The sequence below is a fragment of the Streptomyces sp. NPDC048623 genome (assembly GCF_040650755.1).
In the GTDB taxonomy this organism is placed as follows: Bacteria; Actinomycetota; Actinomycetes; order Streptomycetales; family Streptomycetaceae; genus Streptomyces.
In genome coordinates, this window is sequence record NZ_JBEZHV010000026.1 from 24,000 (window position 1) to 40,103 (window position 16,104).

Annotated in this window: 13 protein-coding genes, 2 tRNA genes and 1 pseudogene; 4 read left to right on the forward strand and 12 right to left on the reverse strand. The window is 71.1% G+C overall.

All coding sequences use genetic code 11. The annotated features are described in order from the left end of the window. Positions 1–26 precede the first annotated feature (26 nt). The 5 genes from AB0C73_RS29775 to AB0C73_RS29795 all read right to left on the reverse strand — a co-directional run bounded on the left by AB0C73_RS29775 (position 27) and on the right by AB0C73_RS29795 (position 3,720). The gene (locus AB0C73_RS29775; RefSeq protein WP_362536203.1) at positions 27–1,346 is read right to left on the reverse strand and encodes an MFS transporter; all 1,320 of its coding nucleotides are present in this window, start codon (positions 1,344–1,346) and stop codon (positions 27–29) included. Further along, complete coding sequence (locus tag AB0C73_RS29780; protein WP_362536205.1) at positions 1,343–2,431, reverse strand: PLP-dependent cysteine synthase family protein; 1,089 nt, start codon at positions 2,429–2,431, stop codon at positions 1,343–1,345. Before AB0C73_RS29780 ends, AB0C73_RS29775 begins: the two co-directional genes overlap by 4 nt. Before the next feature lie 106 nt (positions 2,432–2,537). Then, complete coding sequence (locus AB0C73_RS29785) at positions 2,538–2,939, reverse strand: hypothetical protein (protein WP_362536207.1); 402 nt, start codon at positions 2,937–2,939, stop codon at positions 2,538–2,540. A gap of 150 nt (positions 2,940–3,089) precedes the next feature. Beyond that, positions 3,090–3,163: transfer RNA gene (locus tag AB0C73_RS29790), tRNA-Met, on the reverse strand. 62 nt (positions 3,164–3,225) lie between these two features. Further along, entirely contained in the window at positions 3,226–3,720 is a 495-nt protein-coding gene (locus AB0C73_RS29795; protein ID WP_362536208.1) for a rhodanese-like domain-containing protein, read from the reverse strand. Between the two features lie 193 nt (positions 3,721–3,913). Here AB0C73_RS29795 and AB0C73_RS29800 point away from each other — a divergent pair, with 193 nt between their 5' ends. Next, positions 3,914–4,831 carry a sigma-70 family RNA polymerase sigma factor gene (locus tag AB0C73_RS29800; RefSeq protein WP_362536210.1) on the forward strand — a complete coding sequence of 306 codons (918 nt, stop codon included), beginning with the start codon at positions 3,914–3,916 and terminating at the stop codon, positions 4,829–4,831. Positions 4,832–5,987: 1,156 nt separating this feature from the next. On the opposite strand, the gene AB0C73_RS29805 is transcribed toward AB0C73_RS29800, so the two are convergent. Beyond that, positions 5,988–7,964, reverse strand: coding sequence for a HEAT repeat domain-containing protein (locus AB0C73_RS29805; protein WP_362536211.1), 1,977 nt, complete (start codon positions 7,962–7,964; stop codon positions 5,988–5,990). A 336-nt stretch (positions 7,965–8,300) separates the two neighbouring features. Beyond that, positions 8,301–8,795 (reverse strand): hypothetical protein, encoded by a 495-nt coding sequence (locus tag AB0C73_RS29810; protein ID WP_362536213.1) that lies wholly within the window; start codon positions 8,793–8,795, stop codon positions 8,301–8,303. A gap of 630 nt (positions 8,796–9,425) precedes the next feature. Here AB0C73_RS29810 and AB0C73_RS29815 point away from each other — a divergent pair. Then, a pseudogene (locus tag AB0C73_RS29815) lies at positions 9,426–9,749 on the forward strand (site-specific integrase); the annotation flags it as partial. Between the two features lie 72 nt (positions 9,750–9,821). Further along, on the forward strand, positions 9,822–10,229 hold the full coding sequence (locus AB0C73_RS29820; protein ID WP_362536215.1) for a S1 RNA-binding domain-containing protein: 408 nt from the start codon (positions 9,822–9,824) through the stop codon (positions 10,227–10,229). Positions 10,230–10,265: 36 nt separating this feature from the next. Here AB0C73_RS29820 and AB0C73_RS29825 read toward each other — a convergent pair whose 3' ends face one another. The 3 genes from AB0C73_RS29825 to AB0C73_RS29835 form a co-directional block, all read right to left on the reverse strand. Continuing rightward, complete coding sequence (locus tag AB0C73_RS29825; RefSeq protein WP_362536217.1) at positions 10,266–11,657, reverse strand: Mucin-2; 1,392 nt, start codon at positions 11,655–11,657, stop codon at positions 10,266–10,268. Between the two features lie 61 nt (positions 11,658–11,718). Continuing rightward, on the reverse strand, positions 11,719–12,120 hold the full coding sequence (locus AB0C73_RS29830) for an ankyrin repeat domain-containing protein (RefSeq protein WP_362536219.1): 402 nt from the start codon (positions 12,118–12,120) through the stop codon (positions 11,719–11,721). Positions 12,121–12,141: 21 nt separating this feature from the next. Further along, positions 12,142–12,828 (reverse strand): hypothetical protein, encoded by a 687-nt coding sequence (locus AB0C73_RS29835; RefSeq protein ID WP_362536221.1) that lies wholly within the window; start codon positions 12,826–12,828, stop codon positions 12,142–12,144. A 57-nt stretch (positions 12,829–12,885) separates the two neighbouring features. On the opposite strand from AB0C73_RS29835, the gene AB0C73_RS29840 reads away from it, so the two are divergent. After that, positions 12,886–13,434 carry an SMI1/KNR4 family protein gene (locus AB0C73_RS29840; RefSeq protein ID WP_362536222.1) on the forward strand — a complete coding sequence of 183 codons (549 nt, stop codon included), beginning with the start codon at positions 12,886–12,888 and terminating at the stop codon, positions 13,432–13,434. Between the two features lie 158 nt (positions 13,435–13,592). Here the strand turns inward: AB0C73_RS29840 and AB0C73_RS29845 are convergent. Continuing rightward, positions 13,593–13,668 (reverse strand) — tRNA-Lys (locus tag AB0C73_RS29845). 146 nt (positions 13,669–13,814) lie between these two features. Further along, the gene (locus AB0C73_RS29850; protein ID WP_362536224.1) at positions 13,815–16,031 is read right to left on the reverse strand and encodes a DEAD/DEAH box helicase; all 2,217 of its coding nucleotides are present in this window, start codon (positions 16,029–16,031) and stop codon (positions 13,815–13,817) included. Between the last annotated feature and the right edge of the window lie 73 nt (positions 16,032–16,104).

The following is a 16,104-nucleotide window of genomic DNA, read 5'->3' on the forward strand; positions in this document are numbered from 1 at the left end:
CACCACCGCGACACCTCAGGGTGCCGTCAGCCCGCGCGGGTCGGCGACTCCTCCTCGGCCGACTGGCGTACGGCGGCGGCCGGGCGCTCCGCGAGCCGCCCGCCCCGCGCGAGCGCCGCCATGGCCGCCGCGCAGCCGAGCCCGACCGCGCACAGCACCAGCCACGGCGCCGCCGACCAGCCGGTCGCGTCGAGCAGCACGCCCGTCCCCAGGTTCCCCAGGGTGATGCCGATCCCGCAGACCGTGTTGTAGAGCCCGTAGTGGGTGGCGACCCAGCGCCCCCGGGACAGCGCCACGACGGTGTCCATCTCGTACGGGTAGAGCACCGCGTTCGCCACGGCGAGCACCGCCGCGCACAGCAGCAGCGCCACGAGCGGGCGCCCGAGCGCGGCCGGGACCAGGAACGCCGCGCCCATCAGCCCCAGCCCGAGCACCAGACACCGCTCCCGCGAGAGCCGCGCCCCGCACCAGGCGGTGATCCGTAGCTGCCCGGCGAGCGCCACCAGGGCCGACACCACGAACAGGGCCGTGGTCGCCGCCGTGCCGTCCGCGGCCAGCGGCAGCGCCAGATAGACCTGGAAGGACAGCACGTACGAGCCGGTCATCGCCAGCGAGAACAGCCAGAAGGTGCGGTTCGAGAGCACCGTGCGGAACTGCCCCCGCGCCGCCTCCCCGTCCGGGGCCGGGGTGGCCTCCGGGGCCGGGGTGGCCTCCGCCGCCTCCGCCGCCTTGTGCCGTACGGGCAGATGCCTCAGCTGTACGAGCGTGAGCCCGGCGAACAGCAGCGCCGCCACCCCACACGTCAGCCGGAACGACACCCCTGTCAGGGCCACCCCGACGAGCGGCCCGAGCAGGATGCCCGCCTGGTAGTACGCGTTGAACAGGGCGAACGCCTGGACGCGCCGCTCCTCCCCGGCCTCCGCCGCCAGATACGCGCGCACCGCCGGGTTGAACAGCGCCCCGGCCAGGCCCGTCGCGAGCGAGGCGGCGATCAGCCACGGCAGCGACTGCGCGAAGGCGAGCGCGCCGAAGCCGACGGTCCGCAGCGCGCACCCGGCCACGATCAGCGGCTTGAAGCCGAGCCGGTCGGCGAGCGCGCCGCCGACCAGGAACATGCCCTGCTGGGACAGGTTCCGGGCGCCGAGCACCAGGCCGACGGCCCAGGCGGCCATGCCGAGACCGCCGGCCAGATGGGCCGCCAGAAACGGCATCAGCATGTAGAAGCCGAGGTTGATGGTGAGCTGGTTGAGGAAGAGCAGCCGCACGGCCGGTTCGAAGGTGCGCGTCTGCTTCCAGATCCCGCCCTGGACGGGCACGGCCGTGGCCTTGTCCGTAGTCGCGCTCATCGGACCCGCTCCTCGCGGCTCGTACGGGCGGCGCGGTCGGCGCGGGCGGCCCGGTCGGCACGGGCGGCGCGGTCCAGGACCCTGCGGGTCCAGCCGCTGACCGGCTCGCCCTCGGCGAAGACGGCCGGCTCCTCCCGTACCGGACCGACGAGCAGACCGTGAGCCGTGCAGTACTCGTCGTTGAAGACGGTGTCGAAATAGCGCTGCGGCCCGTCGGGGAAGACGGCCGCGATCCGGGTGCCGCGCGGCCGGGTGCGGGCCAGCCAGCCGGCCACGAGCGCGACCGCGCCCACGCTCCAGCCGCCGGTCGCGAACTGCCGGGCGGCCAGGCGGCGGGCCGCCCGTACCGCCTCGGCCGGACCCACCCAGTGCACCTCGTCGAAAGCGCCGTGGTCCACGTTGCCCGGGTGGATGGAGGAGCCGAGACCGCGCATCAGGCGGGGGCCGGCGGGCAGGCCGAAGACGGTCGAGGCGATCGAGTCGACCCCGACGAGTTCCAGGGCCGGGCTCGAACCGGCGCGCAGCGCGCGGGAGATGCCGGCCGAGTGGCCACCGGTGCCGACCGCGCAGACCAGCACGTCGATCCGGTCGAGCTGCCCGGAGAGCTCGGCGGCGAGCCCGGCGTACGCCTCCGGGTTGTCGGGGTTCCCGTACTGGTCGGGCCACCAGGCCCCGGGGAGCGCGAGCAGCAGCTCGGCGACCCGGTCCATCCGGGCCTGCTGCCAGCCGCCCCGCGGGCTGGGCTCGGACACGACATGGACCTGGGCGCCGTGGGCGGTCAGCATCCGCTCCACGATCGGTTCGAGCCCGGGGTCGGTGACGACATGGACGGGGTGGCCGTGCAGGATCCCGGCGAGCGCGAGGCCGAGCCCGAGGGTGCCGGAGGTGGACTCGACGATCGGCGCGCCGGGCCGCAGCTCGCCGCGGCGGCGGGCCGCCTCGACCATGTGGAGCGCGGCACGGTCTTTGATGCCGCCGAAGTTGAAACCTTCGAGCTTGGCCCAGTAGCCGTCGTCCATCCACAGGACGGGGGTGTTGCCGACGGTCTGCCCGGCGGCGGAGAGGAGGTGGGCGGGGTGCGTCATGGGGGTTGCGTCCCTTGGGGTGAGGTCCCGCGCGACGCCGGACGGGGCGCGCGGGCATGCGGAAGGAGGAGCCGGGGTCGAGGTCGTGTTCGACCGTGACGCCGGCTCAGTTCCGGTTCACTCCGAGGGCGATGAGCAGTCTGCCCGGCTCGGGGCCGGGCCCGGCGCGGCCGTGGACGCAGCGCGTGTGCGGGGCCGCGGGGAACATCTCGTCGTACGCGAGGACGACGGCGCTCGTGGCGTCCGGCGCCGACAGCGGGGTCCCGGTGGACTGCGCGGGCAGATGGGCGTCGAAGGACCAGCCCTCGCCGGGCCGCTCGCAGCCGTGCGGCAGGGCGGGAGCGGTGACGCTGGTGCCGGCGCCGGCGCCGGGGCCGGCCGCGAGCGGCAGGGAGTGCCCGTGGGCGCCGTGGCACACGCCCGCGACGAGTGCGAGGAGCGCGAACAGAAGGAGGACGGCGGGGGCCCGCCGTCCTGCCTCGCGCACTGCCACTCGATGGTCACTCATGGTGTGCGCGAGGTTACGCGGCGCGCTCGACGGCCCGCAAAAGGACGTGCGCGGTTTTGGCCACCGTTTACTTCGGACGTGCGATCGATCGACACAGGAACGACGAAGGCCCGGATCCGTCATCCGGATCCGGGCCTTCGTGCTACTGAGTAGCGGGGACAGGATTTGAACCTGCGACCTCTGGGTTATGAGCCCAGCGAGCTACCGAGCTGCTCCACCCCGCGTCGGTGAACACAACCTTACGGCATGGGTGCCCCGGATCGGAAATCCATATCCGCGGCCGCTCTCAGCAGCCGCAGTCCTCGGCGTCGGCCGGCGCCGTCAGCGGGTCCGCGGCGCGCTGCCCGGGCCCTTCCCAGGTCTCGTACGCGAAGCCCTCGCGCACCCAGTACTCGAAGCCGCCCAGCATCTCCTTCACCCGGAACCCGCGCTCGGCGAGGGCGAGCGCGGCGCGCGTGGCACCGTTGCAGCCGGGGCCCCAGCAGTACGTGACGACCGGGACGGCCTTGTCGAGGAGCCGCTCGGCCTGCTCGGCGATGAGCGCGGTCGGCAGATGGACGGCGCCCGGGACATGCCCCTGGTCCCAGGACTCGGTGGAGCGGGAGTCGAGGAGGACGAAGCCGGGATCGGCGCCGGTGGCGCGGGCGCCCGCGAGGGCGGCGGCCACGTCGGAGACGTCGGCGTGGAAGGCGAGGCTCGCGGAGAAGTGGGCCGCGGCGACGGCCGGGGCGGCCGGCGGCACCCGGAGCACGGGGTTGACCTGGGGCGATGTCGTCGTCATGGTCATCAATCTAGGGACGGTGAACACCGTTCTGAAGGGACCGTCCACGGCGGTCGGGGGCCTCGGCCGGGGATTCCCGGGTGTTCGGCGGCGTGCGGCGCGGATCTCACGTTTCTCATGCCGGGACCCGTCACATTCCCGGACGCCGGTCCGTCATGTCGGTGTGGACCACGACGAAGGGGAAGCACGGCTGATGGACAAGGACCAGGACCTGGACCAGGACCTGCTCGCGAAACGGTTCGAGGCCGACCGCGGCCGTCTGCGCGCGGTCGCGTACCGGATGCTCGGCTCGCTCAGCGAGGCGGAGGACGCGGTCCAGGAGGCCTGGTTCAGGCTCGACCGCTCCGACATCGGCGACGTGCGCAACCTCAGCGGCTGGCTGACCACCATCGTGGGCCGGGTCTGCCTGGACCTGCTGCGCTCGCGCGCCGCCCGGCGCGAGGACCCGCTCGAGTACTACATCCCCGATCCGGTCGTACGGGAGGAGGGCGCCGCCGACCCCGAGCGGGAGGCGCTGCTCGCGGACTCCGTCGGGCTCGCGCTGCTCGTCGTCCTGGAGACGCTGGCCCCGGCCGAGCGCCTCGCCTTCGTCCTGCACGACATGTTCGCGGTGGCCTTCGACGAGATCGCGCCCATCGTCGACCGCACCCCGGCCGCCACCCGCCAACTCGCCAGCCGCGCCCGCCGTCGCGTCCAGGGCGCCACCCCGGCGACACCGGCCCCCGACGCGACCCGTCAGCGGGAGGTCGTGAACGCCTTCCTCGCCGCCTCCCAGGGCGGCGACTTCGACGGCCTGCTCGCCGTCCTCGACCCGGACGTGGTCCTGCGCGTCGATGCCGGCACCCTGACCGGGGCCCTGACCGGCGTCCCGACCGCCGCCGCGTCCAAGCTGGTCCGCGGCGCCGAGGCGGTCACGGCCCAGGCCCTCACCTTCGCGAGGTTCCGCCACTCCTCCCGCCCGGTCACCGTCAACGGCGCCGCCGGCCTGGTGTCCCTGGTGGACGGCGCGCCGGTCGGCCTCATGGCGTTCACGATCGTCGAGGACCGCATCGTCCGGATCGACATCGTCGCGAACCCGGAGCGCCTGGCGGCACTCGGCGTCACCGGCTGACGAACGCCGAGGCGCCCCACCCGGTTCCGGATGGGGCGCCTCGTTCGGTAGGCCGTGTGGGACTCGAACCCACAACCAATGGATTAAAAGTCCTGGCCGGGTCCGAGTGGGTAAGGCCGGAGGGTGCCACACCGTCCGGGGCAGCCTGGTCGGACGGGGGGCACGGTGCCGCGAGGTCCGGACGGAACCGGGCCGTGCCGGAACGTCCGCTCACGCATCACTCACGCACGGACCGCGCTGCGGTGTGGTCGACGCCAATCCCGCTAGACACCCCATCGGATGAATCCGGCGTGTGGAGCCCGGTTATTCCACCGACTATGCCGGTACCGTCGGCTGCAACCGGTCCGCGGAGGCCCGGAGGACGTAGCGGGTCGCCCGGGTTTCCTGGCTCGTCCAGGGTGCGGCGCGCCCACTCCGCGACTCCCCTGATGTGCCTCCCGATGTGCGAACACGGACGCGAACCCCAGCTGACCCGGCAGCAACCAAGGACATCGCGCCATGCCACACACCACGGCCAAGGCCGCCTCGCTCATCCGCGCTGGCTTCACGGGAGAGGTTCCTGCCACCGCTCTCCCGGGAATCGATCGATCCGGCGGGCTGGGGCTGGACCACTGCACCCCGGAGCAGACCGAACTGCGCGCTCTGCTGGCCCTTGCCTGCTTCAACCACGGAACGCTGACCGCGCCCCGACTGCGCTGGCGGGTGGGGCAGATCGGTGCTTCATTGACCCGCTCGACCGCGCCACCCAGCGAGCCCGCTGGGCGCCCGCGAGCCGTCTGTGGGGGCACCAGGAGCGATGGGACCTCGAATGGCGGGGCTACCCCTTCCCTGGCGACCTCACCGCGGCTCTCACCCACCCCACGGCTGGCATCGAAGGCGTCACGGTGGACCGCACGTCGTCGCACAGTTGGCTTATCCGACTCGACGATGCCGAGTTGTATCTGCACGACGAAAAGCTATGAGCTTGGGAATCTGTGCGCGCCAAGCCCCGAAAAGGGGTTCTGACCTGCGGCTATCGGCAGTATCGAGGGTTGCTGCTGCGGTGCCTGAGCATATGGATTGACCGCTTTTTACCGCTCTGAAGGGCACGGTTGGGGCACGGGCGCGACAGGCACAGCACCCCCCACCAGGGGTGGGACCGGTCGAGGCGTTCGTCTCAAGGGGATGACGCGCTGAGCAGCTCCTGCACGGCAGAGCGGATGTCCTCGTCCTGGGTGAAGCCTCGCCAGCCGCCGTCGGACCGCAGCCGCCGGTCGCGGGCGGGTACGCCGCGTAGGAGGTCCGCGGCAGGTCGGGCCGCTTGCCCGATCCGGGCCAGATGCCGCATTGCGGGGAGCATGACCGGCAAGTAGGTTCCCTCGGCCAGGTCGCGTACGACCGCCGTCAGGACAGGAACAGTGTTCTCGGTGTCTCCGGTGGCGGCCCACAGAGCATGCGCGGCCTCGACGCGAGTCCAGGGGTCGGTGTCGGCGGTCATTGTCCTGAGCCGGTCCGCATGGGGCGCGGCATACGCTCCCAGACCGGCGAGCTTTCGCAGTTCCGGATGCCGGATGCGCTGTTTGACAAGGCTGCAGCCAAGGAGCTCCAGGACTGCTTCGGGTTCGCCGCAGACTCTCCAGTACGCCCAGGCCGCGAGTTCCCCATTCGGCCCGTCGGCACGCACCCGGGACAGCAGCAGGCTCCCTGCTTCGGCCCCGCCCCTTCCGATTCCGGCCAGGGCCGTTGCCGCCGCAGTCCAGGTCCGGTCGTCCCCCAGCAAACCGAGCAGTCGTGGAACGGCCTTCTCTGCCACCGGTCCCCACTCGGCGAGCGTCTTGCAGATCTGGTGGAGCAGGCGGTCGTCCGTGACGGTGCCGATTCGGTCGCAGATCGCCGGAAGGAGCAGCTCGGCGTGATCCGAGAGGCGGCTCAGGGCCTCAGGGAGCGAGGGGAGGCCGACGTGATGCCAGTCGGTCACGGGGTAGTGGGCGGAGTTTGACGCGAAGCCGGATGGTGCGCCGGCGATGAGCTCGATCAGGCTCGGCAGGCAGCGCGGGTCATTCATCCGGGCCAGCGCCCACAAGGCAGCTTCACCCACGCTCTCCCGTCTCCGTGTGGTGCGGACCGCGCCGTCGGTCAGGAGGGAGGCGGCCTCGTCCGCGTGGGTGGTGGCCTCCGGGCCGAGGCAGGCCAGCAGTTCGACAGCCCGGAAACGGACTTCGGGGGCGGGATCGTCCAGCCGCCCGACGAGACGTGGCAGAAGGGCGGCGGTCGGCGAACGCCACTTGGACAGCAGTCCGCCCGCCTGGGCCAGGGCGCCGATCCGCTGTTCGTCGTCGTGATGGTCGGCCAGCAGGCCGAGCGTGAAGGAGGGATCCGGACCGGTGATCAGTTCCGAGGTCCAGTGGTGGACACCCAGTGCTCCGGTCTGCACCGAGCTGGTGTGGCGCCACAACTCGACGCTCGGGTCCCGGACCGCTACGAGCACGTCGTCCAGCCGCCGCGCGGGAAGGCCGGGATCGATCGGGGCCAGTGCGTGCACCGCCGCCAGGCGCATCTGCGACTGAGGAGCGTCGAGCAGCCCATGGAGCAGGTCGAACACCTCGGCGCCGCGTGCGCCGGCCGGCGCACGCAGAGCAGCGTGCCCCAAGGCGAGAACCAACTCAAGGCGAGTCGCCGGATCGTCCTCCGCCTCCCAGGACCGAATCAACCCGGGAAGAATCAGTTCACCAGGACTGTTGCAGGCCCCGAGCACGTCGGCTGCGGCTCGCCGGATCTCCGGCTTGGGATCGTCCAACAGTCGCAGCAGCTCGGGCAGAGCCCGCTCCCACCCCGACGCCCAGCCCGGATCGAGGAACCGGGCTTCGACTCGTCCGGCTTCCGCTGCCAACATCGCCACCAGTTCCAGCATCGCGCAGCGGTTCGGCACCTGTGGTGCCGCTGCCAGGCGCAGCATGAAGGGCAGCGCGGCCGATGCGGCGGAACAGATCCAACCGCCCTGATGAAACAGCAGGTTGAGCAACTCGGACGAGGCGTCGTCGGCATCGTCCGGATCCGGACCGGCACACCGGCGGAGCAGTCCCGGTATCTCCTCGGCAGAACCGTAATTGTGTTTCAGCCCAGCCCAGTCGACCGCATCGACTCCCACCCACATGGGCGCGACCCTATCGGTCTGGTCGACCGCGGTGCTCGGGCCGTCCCTGATCCTGCACCAAGGGAGCAGAGGTAGGCCGGCGAGTGGGGCGCAGAGGGACCTGAGGAGTATGGACAACGACGAATCCCCAGGTCGCTGACCTGGGGATTCGCAGAAGAGCGGATGACGGGAATCGAACCCGCGCTCTAAGCCTGGGAATCACCCAGCACTTGAGCGCTCAGTGGCCCTCTGACCTGCGGAGAAGGGCATCAGATGCAGGGCTCTCGGCCGTGTTCCCGTGCCTGTTGTTGACCGCTGATCACCGCCCCTGCTGGCACGTTGTGGCACGAGGTTCCGTCAGTCGTCCCCGTCGGTTGCCGGTGCTCGCCCCACGATGTCGGACAGGGAGCCGCGGTAGGTGGTGCCGAGCTTGGTGACCACACCCACTGCGGAGCCCGGGCCATCCTTGAGCTTGCTCAGCCAGTTCTCGGGCAGCAGCACGCGGTCACCGACTTGGAGCGGGTCGCTCCCGCGCCAGCGATAGCTGTACCTGCCGACTTGCACGACTTGGGAGCCGTCGACCTCGTACACTCGCCGCGCACTGTCCAGCTGCTCCTCGAGCTCCTTGACGCGTTTCTCCAGATACGCGATGTGGGACTTGGAGGAGCTCGCGCCGCTTTCGCATCCAGCCTCGTAGCCTTCGTTCCACCCCCTCCCGTGCGCCTCGGCCACAGCTTTGTCCTGCTCGGTGGCGTGTGTGCCGCACGCCACGTCCGAGCCTGATATCCGGATCTTGCAGGGGTTGCCCGAACGGGTCGGGCGCCCGCAGGTCCGGTCCGGCTGGTAGGTCACGCGTAGCGGTCCTCTCGGTTGTCCCTACTGCGTTGCGTCGCAGGTCATGCAGCGGCTTACGGCCGCTCGCTCGGTGTTGCCCTGCGTGGCGTGGAGCGAGTGGGAAGGCGCGAGGCGACGCCATGCTCCCGGCGAGGGGGTGAGCACCCAGCCATAGAGGGGTGGTCGAATGTCGGCCGGGACGATGTGCCCGCAGCCGGGAAGGTGGGCCTTGCCGCTGGCGTGGATGATGATCGCGGCCGCCGGCCACTCGTCCCATTCACTGGCGGGCGCGCCGCTGCGAGGTGTGCGCGGAGCGCAGTCCGCACAGTTGTGCATTCCGTGGCGTTCGCAGTACTGCATCGCCCTCTTCCCCGTCAGGTCCGGCAAGCAGCCTACTTGTCTCGAGCTTGGCGCCAGGCCAATTCCCGGGTATGCCAGCCGACATGACGGGTTCACCCGGGAGGGCTGTTGAGCACCCCACGGACGCGCACGGGGATGTCGGAGTCATGGCAGCGGACTGCCTCGTGATAGCCGGCGTCGGGGAGGTCCATCCAGACCGTGCGGCTGCGTCGCTGGATGAGGGCTTGGACGCCCACCCTGCCTGTCTCGTCGTCCGGATGCAGGTTCAGGTGGGTGACCGATCAGGCGAAGGAGCGGAAGAAGGCCGGTACCGCCTGGCAGGACACGGGCAAGGTCTTCACCAAGGAGGACGGCTCCTGGCTCCACCCGGAGACGGTCTCGGAGACCTTCCGCCGCATCCTCGCCACGACCGACCTCCCGCCCATCACCCTGCGGGACCTCCGCCACGTCTCGGCCACGCTCCCCCATGGCGCCGGCGGCGACATCCACACGATCAAGGAGACCCTCCGCCACTCCACGATCACCCTGACCTCGGACACCTACACAAGCCTGTTCCCCGAGGTCGACCGCGCTGTGGCCGAGGCCGCCGCCGCCCTAATCCCCCCCGGGTGAGCAGGGCCCAAGCTCCCTCCGAACCCAGCTGAGGCACGAAGGCTCTGAAGGCCGTGTGGAAGGGTGGCTGCCATGGACTGGCAGCCTGAGAACCCGGAGCTCTGGGCGTTCCTGGAGTCGCTGCGCCAAGGCGAGGTCGTGTCCGGCACGATCTCGGCGATCGAGCGGTTCGGCGTGTTCGTGGCCCTGGACAACAGCCCCAGCCATCCCGCGTACCCCGGCGCCGGGTTCATCGCGATCCCCGAGCTGTCCTGGCGGCACATCGACGATCCCGCCGATGTCGTCGAGGTCGGGGACGGAATCGAAGGGCTGGTCCCCTCCGCAGAGGTCCATGGCAGGCCCGCATCAGGGCCGGCGGAGACCCTCCGGCCTGGCGACAAGGCAACGTTCGTCGTCACGGACATGGAGCGCCCACAGCGCAGACTGCTCCTCTCCCGAGGGCAGGAGGCACCAGCTCTGGTCGAGCCGGACAAGCCGTAGGGGAGCGAAGCAGAGCAGAGCGGTTCTGCTCAGCGGTCAGGCAGGAACGCCGGCCCGGTCCAGGACGGCGGCCATCTCGTCCTCGGGGAGCGCCGGGTTGGCACCCGCGCTGGAGGCCAGTTCGGGGACGTGGAGAGCCTCCCGGAGCCGGTGGAGCGGGAGGCGCGGGTCACCTGCCGCCGCCTGACGCGTCCAGACCGCGGGGTCATGGCTGAGCCGTTCGATCAGTTCTGGCGTGGCCGCCGGGTCCCGGACGGCCAGCCGACGGTAATTCCCGTCCGGGTGGTCCGCGTAGCGCACGGCGAGACCCTCGCGGGGAAAGCGGGGATGCGTCTCCGCCATCCAGGCGGAGAACGTCCCGCCGAGCCGCGCGAACACACGCATCAGGACCTCCTCCGGGGTGTCGGGGTGGTGAATGCCCAGGAGGTTCTCCAGCACCGGGTCCTCGACTCGTGCGAGCAGGCGCAGCAGGTCGGGCGGCAGGTGGGGGCTCTGGGCGGCGGCGCGCCGGAGCAGCGGGTGGGTGGAGGTCGCGGCCCGACGCAGCACCTCGGGGTCGGCCAGCCCGTCCCGTACCCACTGCACGACGTCGCCCCTGTCGAAGTCCCCGGCCGTGAAGTCGATCGCCATGCGCCGCGTCTCGTCCAGCTCGGGCCGGAGGGAGACCGCGAGCCGTACGGCCTCGTCGGGATCGACGGCGAGCCGCTCCACGAGGTCGGCGGGCAGCGACGGGTTCTCGGCGAGGGCGGCCAGGTGCGTCCGCTCGGCGACGCACCGCTCGGCATCGGCGCGGACGAGGAGCCCGCGACGCAGCGCTTCGGCGGCGGACTTCGGATCGCGGAGGAGTTCGGCGGTGACGTGTGCGTCCCATCGGCACTCCTCCAGTGCGGCGGCCCGCCGCACCTCGGGGTCGGGGTCGGCCGGCAGCGCCGACCGCTCGCCCGGCGGCAGGATCTTCCATGCACGCACCGCGACCCGGCGCGCCGCCGGATCGCGGTGCGCAGCCATCGAGGCCACGAACGACGGCGCCAGATGGGGCGAGTCCAGCAGGGCCGCGCGGACGGAAGGGTCGGGGTCGTCGAGCAGGCGGGCGCACACGGCGTCCGGCAGCGGCTCGACCGTCGTACGTGGAAGGCGCTCGGGGCCGTACGCGAGAGCAGCCCGCACCTTGGGAGAGGGGTCGTCCGCGAGCCGTGCCCGCTGCGCAGGCTCCGCCCTGGCGCTCATGGCGAAGTCGATCCGGGCGCGCGGGTTCGGGTGGGCCAGGATCACCGCGACGGCCGGCTCGGGAAGTTCGGCTCGCTGGAGGGCGTGACGGGGCGGGCCGTCACCGCCACCGTCGAAGGCCAGCAAGCGCAGCAGCAGCGGTGTTGTCAGCGCCGGATTGCGGGCGATTCCGTCCAGCGCGGACGCGTGGAACGCGGCCATGATTCCCCTGCCCCTGTGTCTTCCCCCGGTTGGTCCGCAGCCATGATCTCCCGGATGCCCGTCAGGAACCGCCGAGCGGCACTGTCCGTCCGGCCGGGTCTGCGTTGTCCGGGTGCCGGGCGACTCGGCCGTGCTGAGCGGTGAACCGGTCCAGCAGCCGGATCGCCATGTCGTGGCCGTAGAACTGGGCCATCTCGTAAGCACTTCCACTGCCGTCGAGGGCGACGGCGGGGTCGGCACCGTAGGCAAGGACGATCGCGGTGAGAGCGCTGTCGATCGGCTGCCCCGACTGAAGAGCCGAGTCCCCCTCCAGTTCAATGGCGTGCGTCAGCAAGGTCATGCCGCAGCAGACCTCGTTCACGTCCGCTCCCTCGTCCAGGAGGCGCGTGAGCGTGGCGTGATCGCTCGACTCGACCGCCTGATGGGCGGGCGTCCAAGGGCTTTCGATTTCGACGATGTTCACCACAGCATCATGTCCGACTGCTCACCACCTTGACCGGCCGGACTGGCCGGAACAGGGCAATGGACGCCGTCGCAGCCCTTCCGGTGTGAAGGTGAACGCCTCCGCCACAGGGACGTCGCCGAGCCGTACGGCGAGCAGAGCGGGCTCCTCCCTTTCTGGAGGCCACGGCGCGTCGGGCCCGTCCGTGCCGTTCCAGAGGTGGAAGAAGACCATCGGCTGCCCCACGTCCTCGGTGAAGTAGCCGAGGACCTTGCCGAAGTACGGATTGGTCCCCCCGATCAGCACCGACGGTTGCCCGTAGCGGCCGGTCACGTCCGACCAGGTCCTGTCCGAGGCTGCCCAGCCCTCCACCGTTGCGCGAAGGCGTGTGTACTCCTCGCCGGTCAGCAGACGGTCGTCCGTCAGCCAGCCCTGCCGGCGTGCGAACTCCGCGTAGAGGGAGGCCATGCCGTACCCGTCGTCGCGCGGGAGGAACTCGTCGAAGGCGTGGGTCAGTCCCGTGGCGCTCCAAGCTCCCCGGGTTTCCAGCGTGCGCCGCTCCTCCTCCCACGCCTCCGGTCGGCGCTCCACGAAGAGGAGGTGATCCAGCAGGATTCTGATACTCACCTCTCCGCCCATCATGCCGATGCGGCGCAGCCCCATGCCGAGCTGCCCGACGAGGTACGCGTGTATCTCATCCGGCGAGGCGAGAGTGTTAGCTGAGGACACAAAGGCAGTCTGCCGCACCGGCCCTGGCTGTCAGAGGTGTCGGCGAGGATGCCCGGCATGAACGAGTACGACGATCTGCTGGAGCGCGTCTCCATCAGAGCCGCGGCGAGCAGACCGCACCGTCCCCCTGTGACCGCAGGCGCCCTCGCCGCGGCCGAGGAACGCCTTGGGTTCCCCTTGCACCCCCTCCTTGCAGCCCTCTACCGGCAGGCGGGGGACGGGGGCTTCGGCCCTGAGTACACGCTCTTCCCTCTCACCCGAGCAACGGCTGCCGAAGAAGACACCGTGGTCGACGGCTACCTCGACCGCGTACCGCCCGCCGACGCGGACACCTGGTGGTCCTGGCCCAAGGGGGTCGTGCCGATCCTCGACTGGGGCTGCGCCATGATCGCCGCCGTCGACTGCCTGAGCGAGGACGGGACGGTCCTTCTCTTCGATCCGAACGCGATTACCGACCAGGACCTCACCGGCGCCTGGTTCGTCGACGCGAGCAGCCTGACCGAATGGCTGGAGACGTGGCTGGCCGGCACCGGCTGGTACGAGGAGGACATGGTCGACGAGGAGTTCGACATGGGCCCGTGGTCGGATGCCGCTTCACGCTTGTAGCCGGGGAGGCCCTCTCCTGCCCCTCGGTCCGCATCCAGCTCAGCCCGTCCGCTCACGCACCGCTCACGCAAGCACCCCCGAACGACGAAGCGCCCCGACCGGCCGAAACCGGTAGGGGCGCTCCGTAGCAGGTCAGAGGGTCACCCCTCACCTGCACTTGGTAGGCCGTGTGGGACTCGAACCCACAACCAATGGATTAAAAGTCCACTGCTCTGCCAATTGAGCTAACGGCCCGTGGACAAGCACACCCGAGCAGCATAGCCCGATACGCCCTGCAAACCGATCGGGTATCGGCCCCGGCACACCGAGGGCCCGGACAGTGCCGCGAGAGCGGCACTGTCCGGGCCCATCAGTCACCGAGCCGTGAGGCTGCCGGTGTGTCAGCCGTTGTGCTTCCAGCGCGGCTTGTCGTCCCGGCGGAAGCCACCGCGGTCGTCGCGGCGGTCGCGGTTGAACGACGGACGGTCGTCACGGCGGTCACGGTTGAACGGGCGGTCGTCGCGACGGTCGCGGTTGAACGGACGGTCGCTGCCGCGGTGGCCGCCGGTGGGGCGGTCGTCGCGACGGAAGCCACCGCGGTCGTCACGGCGGTCGCGGTTGAACGACGGACGGTCGTTGTCCCGGCGGTCGCGGTTGAACGACGGACGCTCGTCACGACGCTCGTCACGGCGGAAGCCGCCACGGTCGTTGTCACGCCGGTCGTCACGACGGTCGTCACGACGGTCGCGGTTGAACGACGGACGGTCGTTGTCGCGGCGGTCGCGGTCGCGGTTGAAGGACGGACGCTCGTCACGGCGGAAGCCACCGCGGTCGTTGTCCCGACGGTCGTCACGACGGTCGCGGTTGAACGACGGACGGTCGTTGTCCCGGCGGTCGCGGTCGCGGTTGAAGGACGGACGCTCGTCACGGCGGAAGCCGCCACGGTCGTTGTCCCGACGGTCGTCACGACGGAACGACGGGCGGTCGTCACGGCGCTCCTCGCGGCGCTCCGCGTCGCGGCGCTCCTGCCGGGCGCGCTCCGCCTCCGCGGCGGCGGCAGCGGCGGCGAGCTCGGCCTCGGCGGCCTCGGCCACCTCGGCGACGGCGGCCTCCGGGTCCTCGCCGCGCTCGCGGGCGGCACGGGCCACCAGGCGGTCGGCCTCCTCGCGGAGCTCGACGGCGCGGCGCTGCAGGCGCTCCAGCTGCTTGGTCAGGTCGGCGACCTCGCGCTCGGCCTGCTTGGCGGCGTTGTTCGCGGAGTCGGCCTGGACCTCGGTCAGCGAGCGGGCGCCGGTGATCTCGGCGACCTCCGGGTCGAACGCGCCCGCACCGCCGACGATGTGGCGCGAGGCGTCCACGCCCGCGTCCTCCATCAGGCGGAAGATCTGGCGGCGCTGGTGCGGCAGGGCCAGGGAGACGACCGTGCCGGACTGGCCGGCGCGGGCGGTACGGCCCGAGCGGTGCAGGTAGTCCTTGTGGTCGCCGGCCGGGTCCACGTTGAGGACCAGGTCGATGCCGTCGACGTGGATACCGCGCGCGGCGACGTCGGTGGCGACGAGGACGTTGACGTAACCGTCCTTGAAGTCGGACAGGGTGCGGGTGCGCGCGCCCTGGGTCATGCCGCCGTGCAGCGCGTCGGCCTTCACGCCGGACTCGCGCAGCTGCTCGGCGACGCGGTCGGCGCCGAGCTGCGTGCGGACGAAGATGATGGTGCGGCCCTTGCGGGCGGCGATGGCGGCGGTGACCGGGGCCTTGTCCTTCGGCTTCACGACCAGGACGTGGTGGGTCATCGTCGTGACGGCGCCGGCGGACGGGTCGACCTCGTGGGTGACCGGGTTCACCAGGTAGCGCTTGACCAGGCTGTCGATCTCGTTCTCCAGGGTGGCGGAGAAGAGGAGACGCTGACCGCCGGCCGGGACCTGGTCGAGCAGCTCGGTGACCTCGGGCAGGAAGCCCAGGTCGGCCATCTGGTCGGCCTCGTCGAGGACGGCGACCTGGACCTGCTCCAGGGAGCAGGCGCCGCGGTTGATGATGTCGCGCAGTCGGCCCGGGGTGGCGACGAGGATGTCGACGCCGCGCTCCAGGGCGTAGATCTGGTTGCCCATCGACGTACCGCCGCAGACGACCTTCATACGGAGGCCGAGCACGTCGCCGTACGGCTGGAGGGCGTCCGCGACCTGCATCGCGAGCTCACGGGTCGGGGTGAGGATGACGCCGCGGGGCTTCTTCTTCTCCGTGTCGCCACCGGCCAGGGTGGTGAGCAGCGGGAGGCCGAAGGAGAGGGTCTTGCCGGAGCCGGTACGGCCGCGGCCGAGGATGTCCTTGCCGGCCAGGGCGTCCGGGATGGTCGCGGCCTGGATCGGGAAGGGCGTGGTCACACCGTTCTGGGCGAGCTTGCGCACGACGCCCTCGGGCAGACCCAGGTCGCCGAAGGTGATCTCCGGGACCTCGGGGGTGTCGTCGGCCTCGTCGGCGGCGGTCACGTCGGACTCGACGTCGAGGTCCGTGTCGAGATCCATGTCGAGGTCGGTGTCGAGTTCGGCCTCGACGGCCTCGACGGCCGCGTCGACGATCTCGTCGTTCTCGGGCAGGACGGCGTGATCAGAAAAAATGGACATGCGAAATGCGAAACCTTCCGGAGTCTCGGCACGCGCCCGTCAACTCCGTGTTTCGCACTACGACCGCCTCAAT